At 30.8% G+C, this 14,586-nt stretch carries 10 protein-coding genes and 5 tRNA genes; 11 read left to right on the top strand and 4 right to left on the bottom strand.

The window, feature by feature from the left end:
• Positions 1-7: 7 nt before the first annotated feature.
• Positions 8-820 carry a YcsE-related riboflavin metabolism phosphatase gene (locus NPA09_RS02380; RefSeq protein ID WP_129723206.1) on the bottom strand — a complete coding sequence of 271 codons (813 nt, stop codon included), beginning with the start codon at positions 818-820 and terminating at the stop codon, positions 8-10.
• Between the two features lie 42 nt (positions 821-862).
• Positions 863-1,717 carry a tRNA pseudouridine(55) synthase TruB gene (truB, locus tag NPA09_RS02385; RefSeq protein ID WP_129723204.1) on the bottom strand — a complete coding sequence of 285 codons (855 nt, stop codon included), beginning with the start codon at positions 1,715-1,717 and terminating at the stop codon, positions 863-865.
• A gap of 274 nt (positions 1,718-1,991) precedes the next feature.
• Between truB and NPA09_RS02390 the strand changes: the two genes are divergently transcribed.
• From NPA09_RS02390 to NPA09_RS02410, 5 genes are all read left to right on the top strand, one after another.
• A tRNA-Asn gene (locus NPA09_RS02390) sits at positions 1,992-2,066 on the top strand.
• Between the two features lie 5 nt (positions 2,067-2,071).
• Positions 2,072-2,147 (top strand) — tRNA-Glu (locus NPA09_RS02395).
• Positions 2,148-2,152: 5 nt separating this feature from the next.
• A tRNA-Val gene (locus NPA09_RS02400) sits at positions 2,153-2,228 on the top strand.
• 1 nt (position 2,229) lies between these two features.
• Positions 2,230-2,305 (top strand) — tRNA-Thr (locus NPA09_RS02405).
• A gap of 33 nt (positions 2,306-2,338) precedes the next feature.
• Positions 2,339-2,423 (top strand) — tRNA-Leu (locus tag NPA09_RS02410).
• A 95-nt stretch (positions 2,424-2,518) separates the two neighbouring features.
• Here NPA09_RS02410 and NPA09_RS02415 read toward each other — a convergent pair.
• Together NPA09_RS02415 and NPA09_RS02420 are read right to left on the bottom strand one after the other, a co-directional pair.
• Positions 2,519-6,106 (bottom strand): hypothetical protein, encoded by a 3,588-nt coding sequence (locus tag NPA09_RS02415; protein ID WP_129723202.1) that lies wholly within the window; start codon positions 6,104-6,106, stop codon positions 2,519-2,521.
• A gap of 12 nt (positions 6,107-6,118) precedes the next feature.
• Positions 6,119-8,317, bottom strand: coding sequence for a hypothetical protein (locus tag NPA09_RS02420; protein WP_129723200.1), 2,199 nt, complete (start codon positions 8,315-8,317; stop codon positions 6,119-6,121).
• 279 nt (positions 8,318-8,596) lie between these two features.
• Here NPA09_RS02420 and rpsL point away from each other — a divergent pair, with 279 nt between their 5' ends.
• From rpsL to NPA09_RS02450, 6 genes are all read left to right on the top strand, one after another.
• Positions 8,597-9,013: a 30S ribosomal protein S12 gene (rpsL, locus tag NPA09_RS02425; RefSeq protein WP_129723198.1), complete on the top strand. Its 417-nt coding sequence runs from the start codon at positions 8,597-8,599 to the stop codon at positions 9,011-9,013.
• A gap of 28 nt (positions 9,014-9,041) precedes the next feature.
• Positions 9,042-9,512 carry a 30S ribosomal protein S7 gene (rpsG, locus tag NPA09_RS02430; protein ID WP_129723196.1) on the top strand — a complete coding sequence of 157 codons (471 nt, stop codon included), beginning with the start codon at positions 9,042-9,044 and terminating at the stop codon, positions 9,510-9,512.
• Between the two features lie 6 nt (positions 9,513-9,518).
• The gene (gene fusA, locus NPA09_RS02435) at positions 9,519-11,606 is read left to right on the top strand and encodes an elongation factor G (RefSeq protein WP_129723194.1); all 2,088 of its coding nucleotides are present in this window, start codon (positions 9,519-9,521) and stop codon (positions 11,604-11,606) included.
• 177 nt (positions 11,607-11,783) lie between these two features.
• Complete coding sequence (locus tag NPA09_RS02440; protein WP_129723192.1) at positions 11,784-12,998, top strand: replication-associated recombination protein A; 1,215 nt, start codon at positions 11,784-11,786, stop codon at positions 12,996-12,998.
• Between the two features lie 2 nt (positions 12,999-13,000).
• The gene (pheS, locus tag NPA09_RS02445) at positions 13,001-13,951 is read left to right on the top strand and encodes a phenylalanine--tRNA ligase subunit alpha (RefSeq protein ID WP_129723190.1); all 951 of its coding nucleotides are present in this window, start codon (positions 13,001-13,003) and stop codon (positions 13,949-13,951) included.
• A complete protein-coding gene (locus tag NPA09_RS02450) occupies positions 13,944-14,582 on the top strand; it encodes a uracil-DNA glycosylase (RefSeq protein ID WP_129723188.1) in 639 nt (212 codons plus the stop codon). Before pheS ends, NPA09_RS02450 begins: the two co-directional genes overlap by 8 nt.
• Positions 14,583-14,586: the final 4 nt, after the last annotated feature.

Below are 14,586 nucleotides of genomic sequence, written 5' to 3' on the forward strand. Positions count from 1 at the left end.
TGTTTTTTTAAATAATATTAAGCTTCTTAAGTTGTGTATAAACACCATCATCATCACAACGAGGCGCAATATAATCTGCATATTTAATAAGTTCACGACTGCCACCTTGCATCACTACACCGATACCTGCATCCCTAATCATTTCTACATCGTTTTCACCATCGCCAAAAGCAATTAAGTTTTTCAAACTTGCGTTATGATCAATCATTAATCAACGAAGAGCGGATGATTTAGTTACGCCCTTAGCAGCAAGAAAAAGCCCTTTTTCTCAAGCAGACTGAATAGATAAATTAAGATGATTTTTTTCAATAACTTTGTTTGCCAAATCATAGCTTTGTTTATCCATAGAATTAACAGTAATAATAAATAAACTTTTGCGATTAATTTGACTAAAAGTATCATCAAGCTTCTTAAGTTTGTGAGTATGCGGTTTTAAAAATCACGAGTCAGTGTCAACTTTTTCCGAAACATGACCATACTGGTCATCCATTATCGACATCGAATCAACGGAATCTATCATTTCATTATAAAACACTTCAAAATCTGCATAATAAATAGGGTTTTTATGAATAATTTTATCCTTTTCGACATCATAAATAAAAGCGCCGTTAGCACCAATAAAATAATCAATATTCCCATTTAATTGATCAAGCAATTTACCTATTGTTACAAATTCACGACCTGTTGCAATTATTGTTTTTATCTTGTTTTCCTTTAGCTTTTTAAATGCTTCAACAATCTTTGGTGAAAAAGATAGTTGACCATAAGGCAAAATCGTTCCATCAACATCAAATGCGGCAAACTTTATTTTTTCATTCATTTTTCCCCTTTATTTAGTAGGTTATTATAACATTTTGAATATTTATTGTAATCTTTTACCAAATAGTCGTTTGATTTTAATTAGTTTATTCGCGACACTAATTACACCATAGCACATATTGGTATCCTTATCTACTAAAATATAATCTTTTTCGGTATTAATGATATCAAGATACCAAGATAGTTTTACAATATGATTGAAGTGATTTTTTTGTAGTCTAATAACATCATCTTTCGTAGTGAAAATAAGACGATCTTTGAATAAAATATTAATAATTTGAAAATGTGTCAGATTGCCACTTAAGCCGCTTATTTCGTAACGGTCAAGCGCGGTCATTGTAGCATATGTACCTAATTCAAGGCCTAAGTCGTTTACTATACTACGAATATAAGTACCATTGGAAACATGAGCATCAAAACTTACTATTTGTTTTTCGACATTTAGATTAACATTTGTAACACTATGGATTTTAATTTTTACCGGATCCAATACTACTTTATGCCCTTTTCTTGCTAAATTATATGCTTTTTGACCATTAATTTTTTTCGCACTAAAAATTGGAGGTTTCTGGTAATCATTTTTTTTAATTATTTCAACAATTTTTAGTATTTCTTGTTGAGAATTACATTTTTTTGTACTTCTATTTATTACTTTTCCTTCAATATCAAAAGTATCGGTTTGAAACCCTAATGCACATACTACATGATATTTTTTAGACTTGTCATGCACATAATTAAAAAGCTTAGTATCATCACCATCTGCTAACAGTAAATAACCACTTGCCAAGGGATCTAGTGTACCTGAGTGTCCAATCTTAATTATGTTATTTTCTTTTGCAAATTTCTTGGTTGCCGCATAGCTGGAAATATTATCTTCTTTCTTCAATAAGTGGAACATCTTAATAAGATTTTAACAAAATAATTATGTAGTCTTTATTAATTAGAAATAATAACAACAGAATATCTGTCATTTTTAACATTTCTTAATACATACATATCTTCCTATTACTTTAATAAATTATACTATTATTCAATTTGTACATCGTACTAAAAACTTTTTTTAATTTACAAAAATATTTTTATAGATCAATAATTTGTTTCTTAAAAATATGAAAAAATATAAATAATTTTTAAAAAATTTTTATATAATAAATAGGCTTACAAATTAAGCTGCCAATTTAGCTCAGCGGTAGAGCAGCTGGCTGTTAACCAGTTGGTCACAAGTTCGATCCTTGTAATTGGCGCCATTTGTGGCCTGTTGGTGAAGCGGTTAACACACATGGTTTTCATCCATGCACGCACGGGTTCGATTCCCGTACAGGCTACCATTTTTGGAAGATTAGCTCAGTTGGGAGAGCGTCGCCCTTACAAGGCGGATGTCGTGGGTTCGAGCCCCTCATCTTCCACCATGCCGTCTTAGCTCAGCAGGCAGAGCAACTGACTTGTAATCAGTAGGTCGTAGGTTCGATTCCTATAGACGGCACCATATATAAGATACAAGAAATCTTGTGCCAAACATGCGTGAGTGGTGAAATTGGCAGACACGCTAGATTTAGGCTCTAGTGCTTCACGGCGTAAGGGTTCAAGTCCCTTCTCGCGCACCATATCACAAAGATTGTCCAATACATGAATGGTGTTTGTAAAAGCAATGGAAAACCCATTGCTTTTTATTTATAAAAAAAATAACAAACTTAATTTGTTATTCTTTTGATTTTTTTACAATTAAATACATATCAATAAATTTCTCAATGTATTTCTTTAAGGCATCGTAGCTATCAAACTCTTCGCCATTAAAAATTAAATAATTAAGTATTCTTTTTGGTGTGTCGATTGGTTTAATATTTAACATATCTGGTGATAATAATTTTTTAATGGCATTATTTAGTGATAAATAATGATATCTTAAACCATTCGCCTCAATTGTATGAATTCTTACTTTTTGTAATGGGTATAATTTATCATAGTTTTGTTCTGTTATTAGTTTCGACTTAGCAACATATTTACTATGAACAAAAATCCGTTTTTTAAATTCATTCATAAGATTCTTTTTAACAACTTCATACTGTAGGGGCGCGCTACCCTGTTTGTAAAATCTATTATTAAAGAAAATGTAGTTTTGAGCATTTTCACTATTAATAATATCGTTTTTCACTTTTTCTAAATCATCTAATAAATTTACTGATGCTCCGTTCTGATCTTTTGGGATTCCACGATCATTTTTAGGAATTTGAACAATATATGTTGGCTCTAGTTTTTTGACAAAATTAATTAACGCATCTTTTAAAGAAGATAATGAACTTAATGAGTTTTCTAAGTTATTGCCTTGGAATGTATAATTTGTCTCTTTAAATTCTAAAATTCGGTTTATATAAAAATCTTCAAGACATTCTTCTGGAGTATGAAACGCATTAGCATCTTTTCCTGCTGTGATAAGACTCACATTATTTTTATCATAAATACTATAAACAACTTCATTAGCAAAATTAGAAACATTAAAATTTTCAACAATTAAATTGTAAATTGCATTCACTTCACTTTCGGTGTACTTTTCCCCCTTGTAATAGTATGTGGTTTGATTAAAAGCATCAATAAATTTTACAGGTTCAAGTAACTTAGCATCTCTGATAGTTAATTTTTCATCTTTTCACAGACCTCAAAATCTTGAAATTGTTTTTCCGCCATTTCAAACATACTTATTGTTTGGTTGTTCGGGATCGATAAACGAATAATCAATATATTCAGTATGTCCAATACCCTCTTGAATTATTGATAAAGAGAATTTTAACCCAATTTTAACTAGAGTTCCTATAGGTCCTGAAGGAATCGCTAAAACAAAATCCATAACTTGATTAGAAGTCTTTAACAACTGCTCCATTATTGTTTGAGAATTAACTTCCGAATTCATCAAAAAGTTAGCTCAATCTAACCCGGTATTAAAAACAGCAACCGCAATATCAGTATATGAGGCAATGTTTTTGGCAATTTTTTGTAATTTTGCGTCTTTTTTATATTTTTTAATTACCTTATTTGCCTCTTCAATATTCTTTTTAGCAATTTCATCAGTTTTATATAAACGCGAAAATTCATCACTGTTAAATTTTTCAACCTTTTCAATTAAAGAAATCATATCTTTATTATTAGTTGCGTCCAAACTTTCTAATCACGCAAGTTCGTCTGGTCGATTCTCTCTTAAGTAATATTTTTTCATTAAGCCTATTGTTTCTTCCGCTTTTGATAATTGCATATCATCAATTTCCGAAAAATTTAAGTTTGAAAGCGATAATTTAAACTCTGATAAATCTTTCTTATATTTATCTTTACCTAATTCAATGAATTGATTTCCTGCACTAAGTGAAGAGTGAACAACAAGACGATTCAAAAAATTCATATCGTAAAAATTTAAACTATTTGATGAGTTAATAATATATTTATTAGAAACGGCGTCATATTTAACAAATTTCCCTTCATTCAACGTTTTAAATGTGTTGAATACTTTTCTAAGTCTGTCATAGTATGGTAAAGAAGATATCTCTGAATGATAACTTAAATCTTCAATTTCTTGTTGGGCACATTTTTGCGCAACGTTAATATATGAATTTTTAATTACTTTTAATCCATTTGTTATATATTCGCTGTTTGCAAGAAGATTAGCAAAAGCATTGATATTCATATTTATATCCGCATCAAACCCGTTTGCCTTAAATTCTTCTCATAAATCAAGAGGAGTTCCATTATTTTTTAAATATAAATCTTGCAACAATGATTTAAATACATCATTAAAATAAGTAATTAAAGTTTTATAGAATTTTTTAAATACATAAATCATTTTATCACTTGCTCGGTTTTCGATTAAAAACGATAAAGATGCAAAATAAGTCACAGGAATTTGGGCCATTAATGTCCCTTTATGTCCTCTTTTCATCATCTTAATTATCGAATTCAACCTATCATATAAGGACTCTTGCGTTGTTTGGTTTTTGATTTTCTTTGCTTCGTTTAAAAACGCTTCTATTTCATCAATAACATCGCATATATGAAAAATGTCAATATTTTTGATAAAGTTATCCCCAAAATATTCCAATGCTTCACTTTTCTCTACGCCGTATATCCTATGCATTGTTTGCTCTATCCCTTTGTTCACCGCTCCTTTTTGAGAATTAAAATTTTTAATTATAAAATCAGCAAACGAGTTAACTAAATACGCATTTTCTGTTAAATGATATGAATCATGATTTGATGCATTTGATTTGGCTCACTTATCTGGATTTGAGAACTGTTTGATTGCATCACTGACTGACTTGTGAACATAATCTCCATAAAGTAAATATTTGTCTGTTTTATCAGTATCGACTAAATAACTCGCATATCCTGCTGTCGAATTAACTTTTAAAACGTTAAAAGTGGTTAAGTCACCTAAGATTTTAAATTTATCATTTAAAATTTCTTCTTTTGTGTAAAATTTGTTATCGATTTTAAAATACCTATTAATATGATTTCTAACAAAGAAATCTGTTTTAGATCGTCAATTTTTATCATATATGATAGTATCATTACCTATTTTAAGAATGTAATTATCGTTATTATTATTATCCACTTTTTCTAAAATGTGAGTTTTTTCGAAAAATAACCTTATTTTTTCACTTTCGCTTGTTCCGGGGTTATTGCTTTCAATATCATTAATTTCTTTTAAAAGAACATTATTGACTTCTTCTTTGCTTAAATAAACTTTTTTCTTTTTTTCGCACTCAATAACGCTTCCTTTTTTCTTTTCAATTAAATCATATCCTAGTGTATAAAGTCGATTAAGATTAAAATACGAAAGAATTGCTTCTTCCTCGTTTTCATATGCAATCCCATCTTTTCCTCGATAAACTAAAACATTTTTATCTTGATTAGTAATATCAATCTGATTATAACCATCACTATTAGAATCTAAATATCCATTTGAATTTAAATATTTTTTAAGTTCATCCAAAGTTATAACCATATTGTAATCTTGAGATTTGATGTGTTCGCTTAAAATCTCATCAATAATTCGATAATTATCCGCTATTTTTTGATCGTCTTGAATAAAAATACGATCGTACTCAATTTCTTCTCTTTTTTCCGCTTGTTTAGCTAAAAAATCAATCGCATCATTTTTGCTAAGAAATTTTTGATCGCCAATTTTATATAAATAATCTTCTTCTTTAATATTAGAACCTGAATTTCCACATTGAGCCGAAATTAAAACAGGTAATACGGCAAGTGGCGATGTAAACAAAAATTTTAATGTTTTTTTCTTCATTATTGCTCTTTTCTAAATTTCTTGTTTATTAGATTCAATATATTTTTTAATAAATGTTGTTAGTGCGTTGTAATCATCAAAATATTTTTCCTTGCCATCTCAAGGTACATGAACTAGATTAAAAATATTATTTTCTAATTTATAACTATTAAGCGAATCTTGATATCAAACATATTTCTTCGATGGCACTATATATTCAGAAAGTATGTATTTCGCATTCGATTTTAAGTTTTCCATATTAGTTAAATTAAAAGTTTTTTGCAACAAATCTATATCTTCGTTATTAACAAAATTGACCAAACCATTTAAAAAATAAATTGGCACTTGACTTGTTTTTTTCTTCATTTTTTCTTTAAACTTGTTAAAGTTCTCTAAATTAATAAATTCCCTTGTTTCGTCATATTTGCTTTTAAAAATATTTACGAAAGAACCGGTTGTAATTGACAAATTATAATTATTAAACAATAATAGTTCGCCGCTTTTTTCTTGTTTTTTTATTGTTTCAAAAAGAGATGGATCATTTTTCTTAACATATCCAAACAATTCCGCCGCGGAAACTATTTGTGCTTCGTCATCACGATTATTAAATTCTATATCTTGCTCCTGTACGCTTGAAAAATCAATTTTTTTATTATTTTTATTAACTACTTTATAGTTAAAAATAATATTGTCTTCATTTTTATATATTTTGTCTTGTGGTTTAAAATTACTAATATTAATTAAATTTCCACCATCTTCAATGTAACATAATTGACCGTTTAGACTTAAAACTTTGTGCTCTTCAATACTGTTTATTAAAACATCATAAATAGCTTTTTCAGTTTCGCTACCATCTCTTTTAATAATATTATTAAATAGATCATCATAATTTCATATGATTTGATCTTTCTTTCCAATAGGATAAATTTTATCTTTCTCAAGAACTATCTCTTTATTTTTGTCACTTAAATCTACTTTTTTCTTTAAAGAGAAAATATTAATTAAATAATTATCAGAAAGACATTTTTTCATCGCATTAAAAATAGCATCCACATTATAACTTGTTTCTAGATGTAAATTAAAATTCACATTGCCACGTGAATGTATATTTCATAAATCAATTGGATATCTGTAATCAGATCACCCATGCATATACTGTGTTGAAAAATTTGCTTCAGACTTAACAAGCAATTTAGTAAAATCAAAGAATCTTAATCCTTTTTTAAGATTGCCTTGAACCCCATTATATTTTTGATATCAAGAAGCATCTTCTTTAACAATATTTATGTCTAAAAGATCCTCAATATCAGTTTTATGATTTAGAAGATATTGTTTTATTCAATTATCATTTACTGTTTTTTGCAAGGAATAGCCAACCTTTTTTCACTGTTCCTCACTATCAAAAGATTCTCATTCTTTTCAGTCAATATAGCCATACTTATCACCTGATGCGTATTTGGAAATTGGAGTTGAATTATCTGTTTTTCATGTTAATTTAATATCAAGAAACTGATGGCTAGATATTCAGATATCAGTATATATATCTGACGCTAATGTTGACAACAAGCCTTTTACTTCATTTTTGGGCAATATCACATATTCGCCATTATCGAGTTTAAGCGCTGAGTATATATTGTTATTAAGATTATTGTCATTATTTTCATACAAATCGGTAATTAAACTTTGAAGAGATTTTTCATTGAACGGATTAATTTTTTCTTCGCCTTTTTTAATGAATGTTTTTAACGAACTTTTTAGCAAATTTGCTTTAATATCTTCCATTGCTTCCTGTTCGGTATCAAAAATTTTATTAGGTGTTAAACCTTTATATTTCTTGATAATATTCTTTTCTTCTAAAAATGAATTATATGCTTCTTCTTTGCTATGTACTGGATTAGAATCACTATCAAAATACACCGCAGACACTTTGTTTAAATCATATGGTTTAATTTCATTATCAATCTTAACTTCGTTGTTGCTTTTACCATATTTTTTCATACCGATCATTTGACTTCTTTTAATATTCGGATTTAAATCTTTTAAAATTTGTTTTAAAACTTCTTCACTATCGCTAAAAACATAATCTTTGTTATTAACGTGAATTTTTCATGTCGTTTCATTATTCTTATTTTCACCTATTATTTGATTATTACTAACACTAAATGCTACTGGCAACACAGCGCATCCTGCAAGATTTATTCCTAAAATTGATTTAATTAAATTTGTTTTCATATCAACCTTTCTTTAATACATTAGTTTTTGTCAAACTGCCTTATAATAAAAATTATCAAATAAGAATATACAAATCTCCAGTAATAAATAAAGGGCGTTTATTTACTTTTGTTTGAGTTTTTTGGCGTTTTATATATTAAACTAATATACCTTATATTATATATAAAAATAATATAATGACTTTGCTAAAACATAGAATATAAATTTTTATTTTTTCGATACACACGGAGCCGTAATAGTGTATAATACAAAAACTTATTATATTAAGAAAGGAATTAAATGCCAACAATTAACCAATTAGTCAATAGTGGTCGTACCTTTAAAACTAAAAAACCTAATGCGCCTGCGCTTAGTTTAAGTTACAACTCACTAGAAAAAAGACCAAAAAAGCTTAACTCACCATTCAAACGTGGAGTATGTACTCGTGTGGCAACGATGACACCTAAAAAACCTAACTCAGCATTACGTAGATATGCTCGTGTTAAGTTATCAAATGGAATGGAAGTTACCGCTTATATTCCCGGTGAAGGTCACAACCTTCAAGAACACTCTGTCGTTTTAATTCGTGGTGGTCGTGTTAAAGACTTACCCGGAGTTAGATATCACATTGTTCGGGGAACACAAGATACAGCCGGAGTTGCTAAACGTAAACAAGGGCGCAGTCTTTACGGTGCTAAAAGAGAAAAAGAAAAATAGACTATATATAAATTAAAAAAGGAGAAATATGTCAAGAAAAAGAAGTGCACCGATAAGACAGGTGCTTGCTGATCCAGTATTCAACTCAGTACTAATCACAAAATTAATTAACACAATTATGCTTGATGGTAAAAAATCAATCGCGCAAAACATTTTGTATTCGGCTTTCGAAATTGTTAAAAACAAAACCAATAAAGACCCAATGGAAGTCTTTAACCAAGCAATTGAAAACATTACACCACAACTTGAAGTTAGAACAAGAAGAGTTGGAGGAACCAACTACCAAGTTCCAACCGAAGTAGCTAAACGTCGTAAACAATCACTTTCACTACGTTGATTAGTGCAATATGCACGTTTAAGAAACGAAAAAACAATGGAAATCAAACTCGCAAACGAGATTATTGATGCCGCAAACAAAACAGGGGGAGCTATCAAAAAACGTGAGGATACGCATAAAATGGCCGAAGCTAATAAAGCGTTTGCTCACTTTAGATGATAGGTGTATATGGCGAGAGAATATCAATTAAAAGATTATCGTAACATCGGGATTATGGCCCACATCGATGCCGGTAAAACTACTACTACCGAACGGATTTTGTTCCACACCGGTAAAATTCACAAAATTGGTGAAACTCACGAAGGTGCTTCACAAATGGACTGAATGGCACAAGAACAAGAACGGGGCATCACCATTACCTCAGCAGCAACAACTGCATTCTGAAAAGGTAAAAGAATAAACATTATTGATACTCCCGGTCACGTGGACTTTACCGTTGAGGTTGAGCGTTCACTTCGGGTATTAGATAGTGCCATTGCTGTGCTTGATGCACAATCAGGGGTAGAACCACAAACTGAAACAGTTTGAAGACAAGCAACCAATTACAAAGTTCCTCGGATTGTTTTTGTTAACAAAATGGATAAAGCTGGCGCAGATTTTGCTGCTGCTGTTAGATCAGTTAAAGATCGTTTAAACGGTAACGCTGTTGCAATTGCATGACCAATTGGAGCTGAAAGTAATTATTCAGGCCACATCGATCTAGTCGAAATGCGTGCATGAGAATTTGATGGAAAACCAGAAGAAAACGCCAAAGAAATTACAATTCCAAGCGATTTACTAGATATTGCTAAATCAAAACGTCAAGAATTAGTAGAGGCTGTTGCTTCATATGATGATGATTTAATGATGAAAGCACTTGAAGGTGAAGAAATTAGTGCTAACGAACTTAAAGCAGCAATTCGTAAAGCAACTTTAACAGCAGAATTCTTCCCCGCATTATGTGGAACAGCATTTAAAAACAAAGGAATTAAAGCTGTGCTTGATGCCGTTGTTGATTACATGCCTAGCCCAATTGATGTACCACCAATTAAGGCTCACCTAGGTGACGAAATTAAAGAAATTCCTGCTTCAGATGATGCTGAATTTACTGCCCTTGCTTTCAAGGTTGCAACCGACCCTTTTGTTGGAACTATTACATTCTTCAGAGTTTACTCTGGGGTCCTAAACAAAGGAACATACGTTTATAACTCAACCAAAGATTCTAAAGAAAGAATTGGTCGTGTACTTCAAATGCACGCTAACTCACGTCAAGAAATTGATGAAGTTCGTGCTGGAGATATTGCTGCAGCAGTTGGTCTTAAATCAACTACTACTGGTGATACTTTAATCTCAGAAAAAGGACAACACCTTGTTCTTGAAAAAATGGTTTTCCCAGAACCAGTTATCTCACAAGCGCTTGAACCAGAATCAAAAGCTGCAACTGAAAAACTTTCACTTGGTTTACAAAAATTAGCAGCAGAAGATCCAACCTTTAGAACTTACACAGATGAAGAAACAGGTCAAACAATTATCGCTGGTATGGGTGAACTTCACTTAGATATTATTGTTGATCGTTTGAAACGCGAATTTGGTGTTCAAGCTAAAGTTGGTGCGCCACAAGTTAGCTATCGTGAAACTATTACCCAAACCGCCAAAGTTGAAGGTAAACACATTAAACAATCTGGTGGACGTGGACAATATGGACACGTTTGAATTGAATTTGAACCAAACCATGACAAAGGATTTGAATTTGTTGATAAGATTGTTGGTGGAAAAATTCCTGGTCAATACATCAAATCAATTCAAAAAGGACTTGAAGAAAAAATGGCTGCTGGTATTTTAGCTGGTTATCCAATGATTGATATTAAAGCAACATTATTTGATGGTTCATACCACGAAGTCGACTCATCAGAAATGGCATATAAAATCGCTGCTTCTAAAGCCTTAACCAAAGCTAAAACTGCGCTTGGAACAGTACTTCTAGAACCTATTATGGATGTAGCAGTAGTTGTGCCAGAAGATTACTTTGGTGATGTTATGGGTGACTTATCACGCCGTCGTGGACAAATTAAGGATAACGAAACTAGAAACGATGGCGCACACATAATGCGTGCTAACGTTCCACTTTCGGAAATGTTTGGTTATGCTACCGACTTACGTAGTATGACTGCTGGTCGTGGTACTTACCAAATGCAATTCGACCACTATGAAAAATGTCCAAAAAACATTGCGGATGAAATCATTAAAAAACGTAACATCAAAGAGATGGAAGATTAAAAATCTAGCCCTTGTGCTAGATTTTTTTATAATCGTATTTACATCTGTTTTCAATGAAAAATCAAGAAAATTTATTGAAATATCTTCTTTTTTGATTTCAAAAATGAAACAAATATTTACAAAATGAACACTTAGTTTTAAGTTATTAATTTTACTAATAATATAAAATAGTAGTATATGAAAAATATGGCTAATGCTTTACGACCTAGCAGACTTGATGATATCATCGGTCAAAAGAATGTCGTTCAACTTTTAAAAGACACAAAAAAGAATAACTTCTTAACAAGTTATTTGTTTTTTGGTGAACCAGGCGTTGGTAAAACAAGTTGTGCCATAGCTCTAGCTAATGAATTTGATATATCTTATGCATTATTTAATGCAACAGTGGATTCGAAAGCAGATTTAATTAAAAAACTCGACCTACATAAAATCGTTATCATTGACGAGATCCATCGTCTTAACAAGGATAAACAAGACATTTTACTTTCATATTTAGAACAAGATAAAAACATTGTTTTTGCAACCACCACCGAAAATCCTTATTTTAAAGTAAACCCCGCATTGCGAAGCAGAATGAAAATACTTGAATTCAAAAAATTAAGCGTTGCCGATATTAAAGAGGGGATCAAAAAACATTTTACGAACAAAGTATTTACTTTTAAAATCACCGATCAAAATTTAACCTCTCTAATCGAATCTTCGAGCGGTGATTATCGAAATGTTTTGAATAACTTGCAATTTATTGAAAAAATTTATCCAAAAAAAGAAATTAGCCTAGAACTAATTAAAACAATTGTTCCAAACATTAATTTCTTTTCTGATAAAGATGCAACTTCTCACTACGATAATTTAAGTGCATTTCATAAATCGTTGCGAGGAAGCGATGTTGATGCCGCCCTTTATTACGCATCTTTAATTTTGGAAACTGGTGATATGGATGGATTAATTAGAAGAATTGTCGCAATGTCATATGAAGATATTGGTCTTGCTAGCCCAAATATTCAAATTCGTGTCGATGCCGCGGTTAGGGCAATTGAACGTCTTGGCCTACCTGAAGCATTATTACCGCTTGGTTTTATAATATGCGAATTGTGCTTAGCACCAAAATCAAATAGCGCTTACAAAGGTATTACAAAAGCGCTTGATTATGTTAAAACAGGTAAAATTTATGATATTCCAAAACATTTAAAAGATGCTCACTACAATTCGGCATCTAAACTAGGATATGGTATTGAGTACAAATACCCACATGATTATCCTTATCATTATGTGGAGCAAACTTATCTGCCTAATGAATTAAAAAATATTAAATTTTTTGAATTTGGTAGTTCAAAAAATGAAAAAAATTACAAAGAATATTGAGATCTCATCAAGAAAATGGTAAAGGAGTAGAGATGGAATTAGATTTAAATAAAATCAATAACCTCGAAGATTTGAAAAATGCCAAAAACAAAGCATATGGCGAGGGGAGTGAGCTATGAAAATTGCAACAAAAAATCAAAACCGCAAGCAATGAAGATAAAAAACAAATTGGAAAGGAACTTGCGCAACTTAAAAACAAGTTAGACACCTTTTTTGAACAAGCAGCAGTGCATGTTGAAAATCTAAGAATCAAGGCAATTATGGATGCTGATAAAACAGATTTGTTTGAACCAGTTAATTCACAAGGGACCCTACACCCAATAACTTTAGTAATTAATCGCCTTAAAACCTGATTCTTACAAAATAATTACTACGAAGCAAACTACGGCGAAATCGAAACTGACCATTACAATTTTGAACAGCTAAATATCGCTAAAGACCATCCAGCCCGTGATATGCAGGATTCACTATATATTGACGAAAACAATTTGCTGCGTACGCATAATACCGGTGTTAGTGCTCGCGAGCTAGAAAAAAATAAAAATAAGTCATTTTACAACTTCACAATTGGCAAAGTTTATCGAAACGATGAAGATGATGCCACACACTCACACCAATTTACGCAACTTGATTTTGTTGGTGTTGGTAAAATCAGCTTTCCTGATTTAATTCAAACACTTAGTGATTTACTTTCGTATGTTTTAGAACAAGATGTTAAAATTCGCTTAAGACCAAGTTACTTCCCTTTTACTGAACCTAGCGTCGAAGTTGATGTCTTTTACAATAATCGATGAATTGAAGTTCTTGGTGCCGGAATGGTACATCCCGAGGTAATGAAAAAAGCAGGTTATACTAATGATATGAATGGCTTTGCTGCTGGTATTGGAATTGAAAGGCTAACAATGATTAAGTACAACATCACTGATATTCGTGAATTTTATTCAAATGATTTAAGTTTTCTTAATCAATTTAAAAATGATTAATTATATTAAACAAGAGTTAGAAAAAGATTACGTTAAAGTGATCTTAAATAAAGTTGATAAATTGCGAAAAACCACTAACATCTTCCCTGAAAAAAGCGACGTTTTTAACGCTTTAACAAAAACCAATTTTGATGATTTAAAACTTATAATTATTGGTCAAGATCCTTACCCTACAAAAGGAGTAGCAGATGGTTTTGCCTTCAGCAGTAAAACAATTCTACCTAAATCTCTAAATAATATTTTTACTGAAATTAAAAAAGATTTTCCCGACTTTAATCATGAAACTAATAGTCTAGAAAATTGAGCAAAACAAGGTGTGTTATTACTAAATACTACCTTAACCGTTGAAGAAGGAAAACCATTATCACATAAGAATTTTGGATGAGATAAATTGACTCATAAAATATTTGAATTAGTTACTCAAAATCACGATAATTTAATGATATGTTTGTGAGGCAATAAAGCACAAAAATTCGCTAGCAATATTGACCTAAGTAGGCACGTTATCTTTCGCAATTCGCACCCATCGCCATTAGGTTATTATCGTAATTTTAAAGACTGCGGAATTTTCAAAAAAATCAACAAAACTCTTGAAAAAATGTTGAAAAAACCAATAAATTGGAATTTATAAAAGG

It is taken from the genome of Mycoplasmopsis equigenitalium, assembly GCF_024498255.1.
Classification (GTDB): domain Bacteria; phylum Bacillota_I; class Bacilli_A; order Mycoplasmatales; family Metamycoplasmataceae; genus Mycoplasma_H; species Mycoplasma_H equigenitalium.